The organism is Pseudomonas sp. IT-P4, assembly GCF_949767755.1.
GTDB lineage: Bacteria > Pseudomonadota > Gammaproteobacteria > Pseudomonadales > Pseudomonadaceae > Aquipseudomonas > Aquipseudomonas monachiensis.
The window spans coordinates 1-15417 of sequence record NZ_CATKPX010000031.1; the positions used below are offsets into that span (position 1 = coordinate 1).

The window sequence follows — 15417 nt, forward strand, 5'->3', positions numbered from 1 at the left end:
AAGCGCGGGCTGAAACGACGATAATCGTCGGCCGCGAAATCATCCGCGGCTTTTTTGGCCTGGCCGATGATCGTTTCAAAGCCTGAAATGCCCCACCATCCCCTTCAGTTCAACCCCCAGTTGCGCCAACTGGATACTGGACGCGGCATTGCCCTGCATCGCCAGCGATGACTGATCGGCACTGGCGCGAATGCTGGTAACACTGCGATTGATCTCCTCGGCCACCGAGCTCTGCTCCTCGGCCGCCGCGGCGATCTGCTGGTTCATCTGCTGGATCAGCGACACCGCCGCCGCAATGCTTCCCAGCGCACTCTCGGTCTGCAAGGCATCGCTGACCGCCAGCTTCACCAACTCGCCACTGCTCTGGATCTGCTGCACCGACGACTGCGCCGCCAAACGCAAAGCGCTGACCAGGCGTTCGATTTCCTCGGTCGATTGCTGGGTTCGCTTGGCCAACGCACGCACTTCATCGGCCACCACCGCAAACCCCCTGCCCTGCTCGCCAGCCCGGGCCGCCTCGATCGCCGCGTTCAATGCCAGCAGATTGGTCTGCTCCGCCACACTTTTGATCACACTCAAAACCGTGCCGATGTTCTGGATTTCCGCACTCAGGCTTTCGATGCTCGAACTGGCCGAGGTGGCCGAGTTCGCCAGTTGTTCAATCCGCGCCATGCTCTGGCGCACCACCTGCTGGCCACTTTCAACCTTGCCGTCAGCCGTTTGCGCTGCCAGGGCCGCCTCCTCTGCATTACGCGCGACATCATGCACCGTGGCCGTCATCTGATTCATTGCAGTGGCGACCTGTTCGGTTTCCTCCTTCTGCGTGCTGACTTCGAGGTTGGTCTGTTCAGTCACCGCCGACAGCGATTGGGCGGAAGTCGCCAACTGCTCGATACCCGACTGCAAGCCGCTGACTATATGGCTGAGCCCCGCGCCCATTTGTTGCATTGCCTGCATCAACTGGCCGATTTCGTCACGACGGGTCACGTCAATGGTCGCACTCAAATCCCCTGAGGCAATCTGCTGCGCCACCTCAATCACACGGCGCAGCGGTGCCACGATCAACCGGGTGATAAACCACGCGGCAACCAACCCGACCAGCAAAGCCAGGGCGGAGGAGCCGATGATTAGCAGCGAGTTCTTTTTCAGTTCAGCCTGCATCGCCATGTCTTGTGCAACATAAGCCTGATCCACCCGTTCGACCACTTGGGCTGCGCGCTGGTGCAATTGTTGATAGACGGTTTTTTCCTGCTCCAGCAGCCCGGTGTACTCGGCAAGTTTGTCGCTGAAACTGACGATATGGCCCATTACCTCATTGAGGACGGTCTGATAGCCCTCATCCTTGACCGTGGTCTTGAGCTGCTCGGCCTGGGCCAGTGCCTGGCTGGCCTGTTCGATCTTGCCCTGCCCGGCGCTATCGTCACCTTTGCGGCTTTGATCCAGGCGCACGCGCGCTTCATTCATGGCTTGCAGCATCAAGCGTGAAACCTGGCTGACCTGACTGGCCTGCTCGATGAATTGCGCACCGTCCTTGCCTTCGGACTCTTTCAGCGTATAGGCGCCGTCATCGACGAGCCCGGATTGCAATACATCAAGGTTATTGGCCACGCTGGACACCGACCAACTGGCCATTTCCAGGGCCAGGTCCTTGGCCTGGGTAAGCGAGACAAACTCGTCGAAAGCCTTGCGATAGTCCCCCAGGGACTGTTCGACATCATTCATCACCGGCACGTTGGCCGCAGAAGCGGCCTTGAGCTGGCCGGCCAGGGCGATCAGGCCATCGACGCCCTCGTGCAGGGCATCGACGGTTTTCGGACTGCCGTGCAAGGCGTACTCCTGCTCCAGCAGCCGCACCTTGAGCAAACCGCTGTTGAGCGATGACATCTGCTTGAGCCCGTCGAAGCGCTGGCTGATGGTTTGCAGGGACCAAACGCCAATGCCCGCCACCAATGCAGTCAACAACAGTACCAGGACAAACCCGACACCCAGTTTTTTCGCCATACCGAGGTTGGCAAAACGTCCTTGCACGGCCGAATTCATTGCACTTAGTCCCCTGCCAAAGTCTGTAGACGCAGATTCGCAACGGGCCGGTGGCAACACAAGGCTCTGGCGCCGGAATAATGGCAAAAAGCTACGCCAACGTCGTTTTCAGAACGTTTGAGGTCGATCCCGTGCAGAGGCCTGAAAGAACGCCCGGGCTCGCGGATCGCAGGCATAGGCCACGTTGATACGCTGCCAGTCACTGGCCTCACCCGAGGGGTTGAAGGCGGTCTTCGATGACAGCAGCACACCCAGGCGCCGCGCCTGGGTCCGCAGCTGATCGTAGTCGGACATTCGTGATCGCGCCCAGATGAACAAGCCTCCCGCCGGCTTGCCGAAAACTTCCCATTCGGCATCCTCGAGCAATTGCAGCACCGCCAGCCGGTCGCAGCTCAAGCGTTGGCGCTGACGCTGCACCAGTTTGCGGTAGGCACCATTAGCCAACAGGCACGCCAGCACCGACTCGCAAAAACGCGAGGCGCCCATGCCACTGATCATCTTGACCTCGGCCAGGCGCGTAATGACTTCGGCACAAGCCACCACGAAACCGACCCGCAAGGAACTGCTGAGGGTCTTGGAAAAGCTGCCCACGTAGATCACGTTGTCGTCCAGCGCAGCCAGACGCATACCGGAACCGCTGTGCAAATCCGCATAGACGTCGTCTTCGATCACCTGTACGTCGAAGGTCCTGGCCAGCTGCAGCACGCGGCGCGCCACCAACGGTGCAAGGCTGCTGCCGGTCGGGTTGTGATAGAAGCTATTGATCAGCAGCCCTTGAGGCCGGTGTTTGACCAGCACCGATTCGAGCACGTCCACGTCCGGCCCGCGCGGTGTTCGCGGTACTTCGACCATGTGGATGCCGTGCAGCCTGAGCAGATCGAACAGCACCGGATAGCCGGGACTCTCCACAGCCACACAATCACCGGCCTTGAACAGTGTCCGCACGATCAGGTCAAGCCCCTGACTGGCGCCCGCCGTGGTCATGATCCGGTTGTCCTGCGCCCGGATATCCAGCTGCCTGAGGTGCTTGAGGATCTGTTGTCGCAAGGCCGGCAAACCCAGCGGCGTGCTGTAGTTGAACAGGCTGGCCGTGTCGGAACGACTGACTTGCCGAATCGCGTAAATCAGATCGTCTGTCTCGCGCCAGCTTTCAGGCAGCCCACCACAGCCCAGCCTCAACTCAGTCGAACAGGACCTGATCTCGGGCTCAGCTCCCTCGAACCACACCGGCTCGTGCTTTGCGCCCGCGGCCAATACCGGGTCGGCAACCGTATAGCCCGCCCCATGACCTGACACCAGCATCCCCTGCGTCACCAGGCGTTCACAAGCCTGGGCAACACTGACCTGACTGAGCAAGTTGATCCGCGCGATCTGTCGCACCGAAGGCAGGCGCGTACCGGGCGATACCCCGCTGGAATGAAGCCAGCAGGTCAGCGCGTCAACAATTTGCTGTACGACGGGCACCAGCGCCTGTCGGTCGATTCTCAATTCCATGAGCAAGCAAACTCCTGTTGATTTTGCGAGAAGCAGTTAATCACAGGAGTGTTCGAAGACATGTGCGACAACGCCGCCAAAACCATTGGATCTAATCATTTGAAACACATTGCCTGGTCCTTTAGCGTAACCAAAAAAACTGTGGGAGCTAGCTTGCTCCCACAGGTTGCAACTCTTCTTTGGTAGAGATGCGTTGCTTTAGAACGCAGTAACGCCACCATCCACCGCAAGCGAATGGCCAGTCGTGAACGCCGCGCCATCGCTGCACAGGTACAGCACCGCGCTGGCGATCTCTTCGACCTTGCCGATGCGACCGACCGGATGCATGGCGTTGGCGAACTCGCCTTTTTTCGGGTCGGCTTCATAAGCGCGACGGAACATATCCGTGTCGATCACCGCCGGGCACACCGCGTTGACCCGGATCTTCTTCTTGGCGTATTCAATGGCCGCCGACTTGGTCAGGCCGATCACTGCGTGTTTAGAGGCTGCGTAGATACTCATTTTCGGCGCCGCGCCAAGGCCTGCCACCGATGCTGTGTTGACGATCGCGCCGCCCCCTTGCGCCAGCAACAGCGGCAACTGGTATTTCATGCACAGCCAGACACCTTTGACGTTGACGCCCATGATCGCGTCGAACTCGTCGAGCGTACCTTCGGCCAACTTGCCTTTCTCAATTTCGATGCCGGCATTGTTGAAGGCATAGTCGAGGCGACCGTAAGAGTTGATCACCTCCTCCATCAGAATTTTTACATCGCTTTCCAGGGTAACGTTGCAGCGCACGAAGGTCGCGTCACCACCGGCTGTACGAATCAGCGCCACCGTGCCCTCTCCGCCCGCCGCGTCCATATCGGCCACCACGACCTTCAGGCCCTCTGCGGCAAATGCCTGGGCGGTCGCGCGGCCAATACCGGCCGCCCCGCCTGTCACCACGACCACCTGGCCGGAAAACGTCATGCTCATTGTTATGTCCTCAAAAGAAGAATGCGGGGAATCGCGTAGGACCAGTCTAGCCATGGAGGTCTTGAACACGGCAGCACTATCAAGGCTCCGGTTGGGTGCCCATGAGTTGCAGTGATGGAACTGCCGTACCAACTATCACTGCACTGGATCAGGCTGCATTCGCCGCATCAGCCGAACTTGCGGCATCGGCGCTGACCGGCTATCAACAAAGCTTCATTCATCCTGAGTGCCTGCCATGACCTCCCAGATCAATCGCCAATTCCTGCTCGCCAAACGTCCGGTTGGCGCGGCGACCCGTGAGACATTCACCTATCAGGAAGTACCGGTCGGCGAGCCGGCGGCGGGTCAGATCCTGGTCGAGAACCAATACCTGTCCCTGGATCCGGCCATGCGTGGCTGGATGAACGAAGGCAAGTCCTACATCCCGCCGGTCGGGCTCGGCGAAGTCATGCGCGCCTTGGGTGTGGGCAAAGTCATTGCCTCGAACAACCCGGGATTCGCGGTCGGGGATTACGTCAACGGCGCCCTGGGCGTGCAGGATTTCTTCCTCGGCGAGCCGCGAGGTTTCTACAAGGTCGATCCGAAACTGGCACCGCTGCCACGTTACTTGTCCGCGCTGGGCATGACCGGGATGACGGCGTACTTCGCCCTGCTCGACGTCGGCGCTCCGAAGGCCGGTGACACCGTGGTGCTGTCGGGCGCAGCCGGCGCCGTGGGCAGCATCGCCGGGCAGATCGCCAAGATCAAAGGGTGCCGGGTGGTTGGCATCGCCGGCGGCGCCGACAAGTGCAAGTTCCTGATCGATGAGCTGGGTTTCGATGGCGCTATCGACTACAAGAGCGAAGACGTCCTCGCCGGCCTCAAGCGCGAGTGCCCGAAAGGCGTCGACGTGTATTTCGATAACGTCGGTGGCGACATTCTCGACGCAGTGTTGAGCCGCCTGAACATGAAGGCGCGGGTGGTGATTTGCGGTGCCATCAGCCAGTACAACAACAAAGAGGCGGTCAAGGGACCGGCCAACTACCTGTCACTGCTGGTCAACCGCGCGCGCATGGAAGGCTTTGTGGTGATGGACTACGCCGCCCAATACGCCAGCGCCGCCCAGGAAATGGCCGGCTGGATGGCCAAGGGACAGCTCAAGAGCAAGGAAGACATCGTCGAAGGACTGGAGACGTTCCCGGAGACGCTGATGAAATTGTTCAGCGGCGAAAATTTCGGGAAGCTGGTGTTGAAGGTGTAACCCGATTTTTGAAGTCACCCTAAAAACAATGTGGGAGCGGGCTTGCTCGCGAATGCGGTGTGCCAGACAACATCTTCGTCGACTGACACGCCCTCTTCGCGAGCAAGCCCGCTCCCACAATGGGTTCTGCGGTGTCTGATCAGGCCAATTCAGCCACAACTGAAGCCAGCGCCTTGGCTGGATCCGCCGCCTGGCTGATCGGACGGCCGATCACCAGATAGTCGGAACCGGCATCCAGCGCCTGACGCGGGGTCAGAATGCGGCGCTGATCGTCCTGGGCACTGCCCGCCGGACGAATCCCCGGGGTCACCAGTTGCAGTGACGGATGCGCCGCTTTCAGTGCCTGGGCTTCCAGGGCCGAGCACACCAGGCCGTCCATCCCGGCTTTTTCCGCCAGGGCGGCCAGGCGCAGCACCTGCTCCTGGGGCTCGATGTCCAGACCGATGCCCGCCAGGTCTTCACGCTCCATGCTGGTCAACACGGTCACGCCGATCAGCAGTGGTTTCGGACCGGTGCGCTGATCCAGCACTTCACGGCACGCAGCCATCATGCGCAGGCCGCCGGAGCAATGCACGTTGACCATCCACACGCCCATTTCCGCAGCCGCCTTGACGGCCATCGCGGTGGTGTTCGGGATGTCGTGGAACTTGAGGTCCAGAAACACTTCGAAACCCTTGTCACGCAGGGTACCGACGATTTCCGAGGCGCAGCTGGTGAACAGTTCCTTGCCGACTTTGACCCGGCACAGCTTCGGGTCCAACTGATCGGCCAGCTTCAGTGCGGCGTCACGGGTAGGGAAATCCAGGGCGACGATGATGGGAGTCTGGCAGGCGGACATGAGTGGGCTCTCAGGCAAGTCGAAATCGGCGCGCATTGTAGCGGAACCAGCGCCGCTGCGGGACCCGATGATCGGTAAATCGTCGCGACGGCTCAGGCAAGGCCAGTCCTTGAGGCCATTGTGTCGAGTTCCCCAAGCAGAATACAAATCTCAGGGCCGACGATCGTCAACCCGCGCCTGAGGCTTGCTCCAGTCGATCAACAGGCTGTAGGCCACCGCCAGCAATGTCGGGCCAATGAACAGGCCGATAAAACCAAAGGCAATCAACCCGCCAAATACCCCAAGCAGCACAATGACCAGCGGCAGGTTACCGCCACGGCTGATCAGGTATGGCTTGAGCACGTTGTCGACACCGCTGATGACGAATGTGCCCCAGATCCCGAGGAATATGGCCATCCCGTACTCGCCTTTCCAGACCAGCCACGCGGTCGCCGGAATCCACACCAGCGGCGGGCCCATCGGGATCAGGCTGAGCATGAACGTCACGATGCCGAGTACCAACGCTCCCGGTACGCCGGCAATCAGGAACCCGATCAGCGCCAGGATCGCCTGGGCCGCGGCGGTACCGATCACGCCGTTCACCACCCGCTGAACCGTGCCCGCCACCAATTCGATGTAATAGCCGGCCCGCTGACCGATCAGCCGCTCCAGCAACGTGTGTACAAACGCCGCCAGGCGCGGCCCGTCACGATAGAAAAAGAACACGAAGACGACGCTCAGGGTCAGTTCGAGAATACCGCCGCCGATCTGCGCGCTGCGCGCCAGCAACCAGTTACCCATCTGCCCCAGATAAGGCTTGAGCGACACCATCATCGCCGCGCCCTGCTCATCGATGCTGTTCCAGATCCCCACCAGCCGTCCGCCCACCAGGGGAATCGAACCCAGCCACAGCGGCGCTTCGGGTAGCCCCTCGACCTGCGCATCCTTGATGAAAGCCGTGGCATCGCGCACATGATCGGCAAGATTGAAACCCAGCCACACCAAGGGTGCAGCTACCAGCACCATCCAGCCCAGGGTCAGCAATGCCGCCGCCAGCGACTCGCGGCCATTGAGCCAACGGGTCAGCAAGCGCATCAGCGGCCAACTGGCAAACGCCAGTACCGCGCCCCAGAACATCGCCGACCAGAACGGCGCCATCACCCAGAAGCTCGCGCCGAACAACACCACGAGCAGGATCTGCACCAATAGGCGATCGTTATTGATCATCAAAAGTCTCGAAAAAGTCAGTCAGCAAAAGAGTAGGCGAACGCGACGTACGCGCTCGCCCGGTACAGCCTAGCGCAATAGCTCGATGTGCAGGCCAGAGCCTCCGGCACTGCCAGCTTCCATCCGCGCGGCACGCACGCCCTGGCCAATCAGTGCCTGACGCCAGGCTTCGGCATTCGCTCCGGAAATGCTGACCCGCAAGGTGGTGTCCAGATTCAGCCCGCGAGAAATCAGGCGGAGCCAGGTCTCGTCAGGTGCGCTGTTCAACATGGAAAAATCGAGCTCGCCGGTGCTCTTGAGTTCACGCAGCAAGGTCGCGGAGGTCGGCAACAACTCGCCCAGCGGTGCCGAAGCGTCGAACTGTTCGACATGCAGGTAAGCTTTGCGATTACCCCGGGTGATGCTGTACAGCGCGATAAGCGTGTTGTCCCGTGGAGCGGCAAGTCGCAGCAGCAGATAGGCTTGTTGATCGTCGGCGCCGTACAGCTTGGCGTTGCCGAAGACTTCATTGGCCCATAGGCTGCTTTCGCCGCAATCGCGCGCCTGGCACCAAAACAGCAAGCCGGCGTCCTGCTGTTGCAAGGCCTCGCGGGCAGCGGTGAACGCCTCGATGGATGAATGCTCCGGTGGCAACTCGTAGGTCACGGAAGTGACGTTGCCGCGGGCACTGACCTGGCCGTCGAAACGTAACTGGCCACTGATTTTCCGGATCGAGCCCAGCGGGTAGATCCGCTCCAGTTCGGCGGCAGGACGATAGTCGACAATCTGGGCGTCGACCATGCGCGGTACTATCGGCAGGTCCTGACTGCCCGGAACATCGGCGGCGAACAACAAGGGACTGAAACTGCACAGCACCAATAAACTGAATGAACGCATGGATAGACTCATCGGATCAGCATGGCCTGGGCACCCTTGATGACACTGGCTTCATCGGCGCGTTTGGGTACTTGCAAACCACGCTGCACCGCCGCCCGGGCCTCCAGGGTTGCCATCCAGCGTTGCAACGCCGTCAAGCCCTCCACCGAGACGCCCGACCACTCGTAGCCGCGCACCCAGGGAAAGGTGGCGATGTCGGCAATGCTGTACTGATCGGCGAGGAACTCCACGCTTTGCAACCGGGTGTCAAGCACTTCGTAGAGGCGACGGGTTTCATGCTGATAGCGGTCGATGGCGCCCTGAAGCTTTTCCGGAAAGTAGCGGAAGAACACGTTGGCCTGGCCCTGCATCGGGCCGATCCCGCCCATCTGGAACATCAGCCACTGCAATACCAGCGAACGTCCCTTCGGGTCCGATGGCATCAGTTTGCCGGTTTGTTCAGCGAGGTAAATCAGGATGGCGCCGGATTCGAACACGGCGAAATCGCCGTTGGCGCGGTCGACAATCGCCGGAATCCGGCCATTGGGGTTGATCTTGAGGAAGTCCGCGGACTTCTGCTCCTTTTTGTCGAAACTCAAGGCATGCACCGTGTAGGGCAGGCCGAGTTCCTCGAGCACGATAGAGACCTTGTGGCCATTCGGGGTCGCAGCGGTGTAGAGATCTATCATGGTTGTCTCCCTTTTCAACCCGCCAAGCCTCGACAGTTGCCCGGCGCAAGTCAAGGAATGGCGAAGAACCGATTGAAACAGTCTGCGACAAGATCGGCACCGGACTCGTCATTGAGGTGCAAATGATGGCCGCCTGGCAGCTGTTCCCGGCTAAAGGGTAGACGCTCCAGCAACTCCGGGTGTTTGGCGAGCATGCCGTCGGCGGCAACCACCAATGTTGCAGGACACTTGATCCGCTGGACGAAGGCCATGGCCTGTTCGGTGGTAAGACGCAGCGGCGATGGCAGCGTGAGGCGATTGTCGGTGCGCCAGGTGTAACCGCCCGGCACCGGCATCAGGCCACGCTGCGCCAGCAGTTCGGCGGCCTCGCGGCTGACCGCCACCAGGCCCTTCATGCGCGCTTCGATGGCCCGGTCGAGAGTGTCGTAGACCGGTTTGCGCTTTTCCCGCAGATCCAGTTGCGCTTGCAGGGCCATGCCCATGCGCTCGGCAGCGTTTTCACCTTTGTCTGTAGGAGGAATGATGCCGTCGATCAACGCCAGGTGGGTAACCCGCTCGGGCATCGACCCGGCGATGATCAGCGAAGCAATGGCGCCCATCGAATGCCCCATCAGCGCAAATTTGCGCAATCCAAGCTGTTCGGCGACTTGCAGCACATCGTGGGCATAGTCCCACATGGCGTAGCCGGCGCCCGGCGGGCGATGCCCGGAATGACCGTGACCGGCCATGTCCAGTGCGATGATGCGCAGGCCTTTGAGTTTGGGTGCCAGGCGGGCAAAGCTGTTGGCGTTGTCCAGCCAGCCATGCAGGGCAATCACCGGCAAACCGTCTTCAGGGCCGAACAGGTGCGCCGCCAGTTCGATGTGCGGCAGGCTCAGGCGAACCTCTTCGACGACGTGGTTCATGCGCAATCCTGCTGTCGACGGCCGCCCCAGCGATAGAACAGGCCTTTGAGCATGCCAGCGGTATCAAGGGGACGTTCGAGCGGAAACATGTGGCCGCCGGGCATGGTCAACGACTCTCCCAGCGGCAGGCGGTCGACCGAACTGGCGTGATGACGCATCACCACGCGGCTGTCATGCCCGCGAACCACCGCCAGCGGCACTTGCAACTGACGGGTGCTGCCCGGGCTTGTGTGCGGCACGCCGCGATAGATGCTGATTTCCGTGGCCGGGTCGAAGCGCAGGCGCAGCTTGTCGCCGACCTGATGCAAGCCGTGTTGCAGGTAGGCATCGAAGCATTCCGGGTCGAAGCCGCGGAACAGGGTCTTGCCAGCGAAATACTTGCGGGCGCTGTCCAGGTCGGCGAATTCTTCACGGCGGCCCAGGGTACGCCCGGCCGGGGTCAAACGGTCGATGAAACCAAAGCGTTTGGCCGCCCGTATGACCCATCGGTCGGTGCGTGTCAGCACTGGCGAGTCGAGCATCACCACCCCGCGATACAACTCAGGGCAGCGCAAAGCGGCATGCAGGTGCAACACGCCACCGAAGGAGTGACCGACGCCCCACACAGGCTCGGCCTGTTGTTGCAGGTGATGGATCAGCTCATCCACCAGGTTGTACCAGTTGTCGTCCGCCGGAAAACGCGGGTCGTGGGCGTGCTGCTCCAGATGCGTCACCTCAAACTCGGGTGCCAGCGCCGCAAACAACTTGCCGTAGGTCCCCGAAGGAAAACCATTGGCGTGGGCGAAAAAGATCTGTTGCGACATACCTGCAAATCCATGAGTTAGAACAGGCGTTGATTGTCCGCAAGACCGCGTCCTACAGCAATGACCATAACTACCAGGAATGGTGGTAGGAGCTGCCGCAGGCTGCGATCTTTTGATTTCAAACCGTCAACGTACCGGCGGATTCTCACCCAACGGCACCACCGCCATGGTCAGTCGTGACACGCAACTGGCCTTGCCCTCATCGCTGGTTAACCGAATATCCCAGACATGGGTCGTGCGGCCGATGTGGATCGGCTTGGCCACTGCCCTCACCCGTCCGCTGCGCAGGCCGCGCAAATGGTTGGCGTTGATTTCCAGGCCCACGCAATAGAATTTGCTGGCATCGATGCACAGGTAGCTGGCCATCGAGCCGACCGATTCGGCCAGCACCACCGAGGCACCGCCATGCAGCAAACCATAAGGCTGATGGGTGCGGTGATCGACGACCATGCTGGCGGTCAGGGACTCGTCGTCGAAGGCTTCGAAACGGATGTCCAGCACTTCGCCAATGGTATTTTTCTGGATCGCGTTCAACTGCTCGATGTTCGGGGTGGTGCGCCACAGGCTCATTGCAGAGGTTCCTTGTTGGTTTTGTTCGTGGATCAATCCTGCCACAGCACCGCTTCGCTGCGCTCGCTCCATTCCTCAAAGCGCTCACCGTAAGCCGCTTCGATCACGTTGCGCTTGATCTTCAGGGTCGGGGTGAGAAAGCCGTTTTCCACGGCCCAACTGTCCTTGACCACCACCAGGCGTCGCAGCTGTTCATGCTTGTCGAGGGCGCCGTTGACCTCTTCCAGGAGTTTTTCCAGGCTCGAATGCAGGCCGGCGCGCGCGGCCCCGCCGGCATCCTGCTGGCCGACCGCCGACAACACGCACAACCCCAGCGGCGCACTCAAGCCGTCGCCCACCACGCAAACCTGTTCGATGCGCGAATGCACGGCCAGGCGATTTTCAATCGGTGCCGGAGCCACGTACTTGCCTTTACTGGTCTTGAAGATCTCCTTCAAGCGTCCGGTCAGGCGCAGATTGCCTTCGGCGTCCTCCTCGCCCTTGTCGCCGGTACGCAGGAAGCCGTCCTCGGTAATGGTGTCGGCGGTTTTTTCCGGCTCCTTGTAATACCCGAGCATGGTCGCACCACTGCGCACCATGACCTCCCCCGTCTCGGCAATCCGCACTTCGACCTCTGGACACGGCTTGCCGATCCAGCCCGGTTTGTTCTGGCCCGGCATGCCGATGTGGGAGTAGCCGCAACTCTCGGTCATGCCGTAGACCTCCAGCACGTCCAGCCCCAGTTTGCGGTACCACTGCAACAAGGTCTGCGGCACCGGAGCCGCGCCGGACAAGGCGGTGCGCAACGCATCCAGCCCCAACCCGGCGAGGACTTTATGCCCGACCCGTTTGCCGATGATCGGCAGGCCGAGCAGGAAGTCGAGGCGTTTTGCCGGGATCTTGCTGTACACGCCCATCTGGAATTTGGTCCAGATGCGCGGCACGCCAAACAGTGCGGTCGGCCGCGCACGCTTCAGGTCGGTGAGGAAGGTGTCGAGGCTCTCGGCGAAAAACACTGTTTGGCCGGTATAGATCGACGCCAGTTCGACGAACATCCGCTCGGCAACGTGGCACAGCGGCAGGTAGGACAACAGCCGGTCCGACTCGTTGAGGCCGAACAACGCAGTGCCGCGTGTGGTGGCGAACCCCAGATTGCCGAAGCTGTGCATCACGCCCTTGGGCATGCCCGTGGTGCCGGATGTGTAGATGATGGTCGCCAGTTGGTCGGCGGCAGGCTTGGGATTGTCCTGGATGGGCGAGTTGCGTTGCAGGTCGGTCCAGCTGAAATCAAAGTCGCCTGGGGGATGCAGGGGCAGGCTGATGGTCGGCAGGTCGGAGCTGACGCCACGGGACATGCCTGGCCAGTCGTCGAGCTTGCCGATGAATGCCAGCGCCGCTTCTGAATGTTCGAGTACCTGGGCAACGGTCTCGGCGGTCAGGTTGGGGTACAGCGGCACCGAGACATGCCCGGCCATCCAGATCGCCAGGTCGGCAATGATCCAATGCGCACAGTTTTTCGAGATCAGGGCGATATGGCTACCCTGCGGCAGTTCCCGCGCTCGCAGCCAGTGGGCCGCACAGCGTGCCTGATGACCGACATCGGCCCAGCTCAAGGTCTCGACCTGACCACCGCCGACAGGCTGGACCAGAAAGCGCTGGCGGGGATGACGGGCCTCACGCTCGTAGAAAACGTCCAGCGGCAAACGAAAAGCAGCAGACATGCGACTCGCTCCTGTTTTTTTGGTCTGGAGCAAGCGTAGTCAACCAAGCAAGTGCTTGGTTGAATTTTTAACGGAAAAACAAAATCAATAGATCGCAGCCTGCGACAGCTCCTACATGGAAATGGCGTGCATCTTGTAGGAGCTGCCGCAGGCTGCGATCTTTGCTTTTATGGGTGCTTGATGCCGTTGAGCCTCATCGACCCGACCAACAACTCATTGCTCTCGAGCTCGGCCAGGCCGGCGGTGCTGATCCGCTCTGGCAGATGCCCGGCGCCATGCTGCAGGTAGCTCAACAGATTCCCCACCAGCGGGTTGTGACTGACCAGCAGCACGTTGCTTACCGCGACCATCTGTTCGGCCACCTTGTCCGGTTCCGTGTCCGGTGTCAGCCACTCGACGGTGCGGATTTCCGGTTCGAAACCCAACGCCTCTCGTACCAGTTGCGCTGTTTGCTGCGCTCGCAGGTACGGGCTGGCGTAAATGCCGGTCAGCGGCTGACCCACCAGCTCTGCGGCGACTTTCAATACTTCCTTACGACCGTTATCCGTCAATTCCCGCTCCGAATCGTGGGGGCGGGAGCCGTGTGGTACAGCTTCACCATGACGCAATACCCAGAGTTTCATAGCTTGGGTTCCTCATCTCGGGCCGGATGGGGTGCCGGTGCCACGACATGCGGCGCCTCGCCTTCCGGTGTACGCGGCGTCGGCCAGTCGGCGAACGGCCAAGGCTTCTGGTCGCTGTGAAAGCTGCCGAAACGACCGATCTGCGCCAAAAACTGGCTCAGGCTGTCGCCGAAATTCATCAGGCTGGCGCTTGGGGCGCCATAGAACAAACGATAGATCAACTGCACCAGCACGACGGCGCCGAGGATGAACTGCGCCACTTGCCACACCAGCACGAAGAGGATCATCCACAACACCCGCAGCAGGATAGACTCGTACTTGGCTTCTACTTTTGGATCGTTCATGCGCAACTCCCTGCTTTTCTGGCAAGCGTGATTAGTTGAAACCACTGGTGGAAATAAAGTCGACGTCGGTTTTCGGCTCGCCACGCATTAACAGACCGATGACCTGCTCCAGCGTGCGGCCCTCGAACAGGATCGCGTGCAGCCCGGCGACCAGCGGCATGTACACACCAACCTCCTGGGCCTTGGCCTTGAGTACTTTAAGGGTGTTGACCCCTTCGGCGACTTCACCCAGGCGCGTGACCGCCTCGTCCAGGCTCAGGCCCTGGCCGAGGGCGAAGCCGACCTGATAGTTGCGGCTCTTGGGCGACGAACAGGTCACGATCAGATCGCCCACGCCCGCCAGCCCCAGGAAGGTCATCGGGTTGGCGCCCTGATTCACCGCGAAGCGGGTCATTTCCGCCAATGCCCGGGTGATCAGCATGCTCTTGGTATTTTCCCCCATGCCCAGCGCCACCGCCATGCCGGCGATGATCGCGTAGACGTTTTTCAACGCCCCGCCCAACTCCACGCCGAAACGGTCGGCGCTGGCGTACACACGAAAGGTGCGCCCGTGCAGCGCGGCCTGAACCCGCTGGCAGAGTTCTTCGTCCTCACTGGCGACCACCGTGGCGGTCAGCGCGTGCTCGGCGATTTCACGGGCCAGGTTGGGTCCGGACAGGACGCCGATGCGCGCCTGCGGGGCGATCTCTTCGAGGATCTCGCTCATCAACTTGAACGTGTGGGCTTCGATGCCTTTGGTCAGGCTCACCAGCAATTTGCCGGTCAAGCGTTCAGCGTGCGGCACCAGCACCGAGCGCAGCGCGCTGGAGGGCAACGCGACGAAACACAGGTCGCAGGCGTCCAGGGTGGCTTGCAGGTCGGTGACCGGCGTAACGCCGGGCAGAATTTTGATGCCTTTGAGGTAACGCGGGTTCTCGCGATTGACCCGAATGGCCTCGGCCTGTTCGGGGTCACGCATCCACTGAAGGACCTGATGCCCGTTCTCGGCCAGCAGATTAGCCACGGCGGTTCCAAAACTTCCGCCTCCCAGGACCGCAATCGGGCGCTGTTCAGTCATATGCAATCCGTTAATCCATACCAGTGGCGATGTCGGCATTATACGGGGCAGCCCATCGGCGGCCAGCCCCGGCATCAAATACCTGCACCAGTA

15 protein-coding genes and 1 pseudogene are annotated in these 15417 nt (G+C 60.9%); 1 reads left to right on the forward strand and 15 read right to left on the reverse strand.

Annotated elements, in window-relative coordinates; translation table 11 throughout:
- Nucleotides 1–75: 75 nt before the first annotated feature.
- The 4 genes and pseudogenes from ACM6IT_RS12455 to ACM6IT_RS12470 form a co-directional block, all read right to left on the reverse strand.
- On the reverse strand, nucleotides 76–957 hold the full coding sequence (locus tag ACM6IT_RS12455) for a methyl-accepting chemotaxis protein (protein ID WP_409078949.1): 882 nt from the start codon (nucleotides 955–957) through the stop codon (nucleotides 76–78).
- A pseudogene (locus ACM6IT_RS12460) lies at nucleotides 937–2040 on the reverse strand (HAMP domain-containing protein); the annotation flags it as partial. The gene ACM6IT_RS12455 and the pseudogene ACM6IT_RS12460, both read right to left, overlap by 21 nt.
- 108 nt (nucleotides 2041–2148) lie before the next feature.
- A complete protein-coding gene (locus ACM6IT_RS12465) occupies nucleotides 2149–3534 on the reverse strand; it encodes a PLP-dependent aminotransferase family protein (RefSeq protein ID WP_414918103.1) in 1386 nt (461 codons plus the stop codon).
- A 198-nt stretch (nucleotides 3535–3732) separates the two neighbouring features.
- On the reverse strand, nucleotides 3733–4494 hold the full coding sequence (locus tag ACM6IT_RS12470; RefSeq protein WP_414918104.1) for an SDR family oxidoreductase: 762 nt from the start codon (nucleotides 4492–4494) through the stop codon (nucleotides 3733–3735).
- Nucleotides 4495–4729: 235 nt separating this feature from the next.
- Here ACM6IT_RS12470 and ACM6IT_RS12475 point away from each other — a divergent pair, with 235 nt between their 5' ends.
- Complete coding sequence (locus ACM6IT_RS12475) at nucleotides 4730–5734, forward strand: NADP-dependent oxidoreductase (RefSeq protein ID WP_056727978.1); 1005 nt, start codon at nucleotides 4730–4732, stop codon at nucleotides 5732–5734.
- A 139-nt stretch (nucleotides 5735–5873) separates the two neighbouring features.
- Here the strand turns inward: ACM6IT_RS12475 and pyrF are convergent, their stop codons facing one another.
- From pyrF to ACM6IT_RS12530, 11 genes are all read right to left on the reverse strand, one after another.
- The gene (gene pyrF / locus ACM6IT_RS12480; protein WP_008016546.1) at nucleotides 5874–6572 is read right to left on the reverse strand and encodes an orotidine-5'-phosphate decarboxylase; all 699 of its coding nucleotides are present in this window, start codon (nucleotides 6570–6572) and stop codon (nucleotides 5874–5876) included.
- A gap of 150 nt (nucleotides 6573–6722) precedes the next feature.
- On the reverse strand, nucleotides 6723–7778 hold the full coding sequence (locus ACM6IT_RS12485; RefSeq protein ID WP_056727980.1) for an AI-2E family transporter: 1056 nt from the start codon (nucleotides 7776–7778) through the stop codon (nucleotides 6723–6725).
- Nucleotides 7779–7847: 69 nt separating this feature from the next.
- On the reverse strand, nucleotides 7848–8654 hold the full coding sequence (locus tag ACM6IT_RS12490) for a DUF4892 domain-containing protein (protein WP_414918105.1): 807 nt from the start codon (nucleotides 8652–8654) through the stop codon (nucleotides 7848–7850).
- Nucleotides 8655–8662: 8 nt separating this feature from the next.
- The gene (locus tag ACM6IT_RS12495) at nucleotides 8663–9322 is read right to left on the reverse strand and encodes a glutathione S-transferase family protein (protein ID WP_056727983.1); all 660 of its coding nucleotides are present in this window, start codon (nucleotides 9320–9322) and stop codon (nucleotides 8663–8665) included.
- Between the two features lie 50 nt (nucleotides 9323–9372).
- Nucleotides 9373–10227: an alpha/beta hydrolase gene (locus ACM6IT_RS12500; RefSeq protein ID WP_150726143.1), complete on the reverse strand. Its 855-nt coding sequence runs from the start codon at nucleotides 10225–10227 to the stop codon at nucleotides 9373–9375.
- Nucleotides 10224–11030 carry an alpha/beta fold hydrolase gene (locus ACM6IT_RS12505; RefSeq protein ID WP_056727987.1) on the reverse strand — a complete coding sequence of 269 codons (807 nt, stop codon included), beginning with the start codon at nucleotides 11028–11030 and terminating at the stop codon, nucleotides 10224–10226. The genes ACM6IT_RS12500 and ACM6IT_RS12505 overlap by 4 nt, the downstream gene beginning before the upstream one ends.
- A 126-nt stretch (nucleotides 11031–11156) precedes the next feature.
- Complete coding sequence (locus ACM6IT_RS12510; RefSeq protein WP_414913636.1) at nucleotides 11157–11600, reverse strand: hotdog fold thioesterase; 444 nt, start codon at nucleotides 11598–11600, stop codon at nucleotides 11157–11159.
- Nucleotides 11601–11632: 32 nt separating this feature from the next.
- Nucleotides 11633–13300 (reverse strand): AMP-binding protein, encoded by a 1668-nt coding sequence (locus tag ACM6IT_RS12515; RefSeq protein WP_414918106.1) that lies wholly within the window; start codon nucleotides 13298–13300, stop codon nucleotides 11633–11635.
- A gap of 167 nt (nucleotides 13301–13467) precedes the next feature.
- Nucleotides 13468–13923, reverse strand: a complete 456-nt coding sequence (gene sixA, locus ACM6IT_RS12520; protein WP_056727993.1) for a phosphohistidine phosphatase SixA — start codon at nucleotides 13921–13923, stop codon at nucleotides 13468–13470.
- Nucleotides 13920–14267, reverse strand: coding sequence for a DUF4389 domain-containing protein (locus tag ACM6IT_RS12525; protein WP_056727994.1), 348 nt, complete (start codon nucleotides 14265–14267; stop codon nucleotides 13920–13922). Before ACM6IT_RS12525 ends, sixA begins: the two co-directional genes overlap by 4 nt.
- A 31-nt stretch (nucleotides 14268–14298) precedes the next feature.
- On the reverse strand, nucleotides 14299–15324 hold the full coding sequence (locus ACM6IT_RS12530; protein WP_409078941.1) for an NAD(P)H-dependent glycerol-3-phosphate dehydrogenase: 1026 nt from the start codon (nucleotides 15322–15324) through the stop codon (nucleotides 14299–14301).
- Between the last annotated feature and the right edge of the window lie 93 nt (nucleotides 15325–15417).

Excerpts from the sequence above, each read along its gene's own strand:
- ACM6IT_RS12505 (WP_056727987.1), bottom strand. The coding sequence starts at position 11,030 with ATGTCGCAACAGATCTTTTTCGCCCACGCCAATGGTTTTCCTTCGGGG.
- ACM6IT_RS12515 (WP_414918106.1), bottom strand. The coding sequence starts at position 13,300 with ATGTCTGCTGCTTTTCGTTTGCCGCTGGACGTTTTCTACGAGCGTGAG.
- ACM6IT_RS12470 (WP_414918104.1), bottom strand. The coding sequence starts at position 4,494 with ATGAGCATGACGTTTTCCGGCCAGGTGGTCGTGGTGACAGGCGGGGCG.
- ACM6IT_RS12530 (WP_409078941.1), bottom strand. The coding sequence starts at position 15,324 with ATGACTGAACAGCGCCCGATTGCGGTCCTGGGAGGCGGAAGTTTTGGA.
- ACM6IT_RS12455 (WP_409078949.1), bottom strand. The coding sequence starts at position 957 with ATGCAGGCAATGCAACAAATGGGCGCGGGGCTCAGCCATATAGTCAGC.
- ACM6IT_RS12510 (WP_414913636.1), bottom strand. The coding sequence starts at position 11,600 with ATGAGCCTGTGGCGCACCACCCCGAACATCGAGCAGTTGAACGCGATC.
- sixA (WP_056727993.1), bottom strand. The coding sequence starts at position 13,923 with ATGAAACTCTGGGTATTGCGTCATGGTGAAGCTGTACCACACGGCTCC.
- ACM6IT_RS12475 (WP_056727978.1), top strand. The coding sequence starts at position 4,730 with ATGACCTCCCAGATCAATCGCCAATTCCTGCTCGCCAAACGTCCGGTT.
- ACM6IT_RS12465 (WP_414918103.1), bottom strand. The coding sequence starts at position 3,534 with ATGGAATTGAGAATCGACCGACAGGCGCTGGTGCCCGTCGTACAGCAA.
- ACM6IT_RS12495 (WP_056727983.1), bottom strand. The coding sequence starts at position 9,322 with ATGATAGATCTCTACACCGCTGCGACCCCGAATGGCCACAAGGTCTCT.
- ACM6IT_RS12500 (WP_150726143.1), bottom strand. The coding sequence starts at position 10,227 with ATGAACCACGTCGTCGAAGAGGTTCGCCTGAGCCTGCCGCACATCGAA.
- ACM6IT_RS12490 (WP_414918105.1), bottom strand. The coding sequence starts at position 8,654 with ATGCGTTCATTCAGTTTATTGGTGCTGTGCAGTTTCAGTCCCTTGTTG.
- pyrF (WP_008016546.1), bottom strand. The coding sequence starts at position 6,572 with ATGTCCGCCTGCCAGACTCCCATCATCGTCGCCCTGGATTTCCCTACC.
- ACM6IT_RS12525 (WP_056727994.1), bottom strand. The coding sequence starts at position 14,267 with ATGAACGATCCAAAAGTAGAAGCCAAGTACGAGTCTATCCTGCTGCGG.
- ACM6IT_RS12485 (WP_056727980.1), bottom strand. The coding sequence starts at position 7,778 with ATGATCAATAACGATCGCCTATTGGTGCAGATCCTGCTCGTGGTGTTG.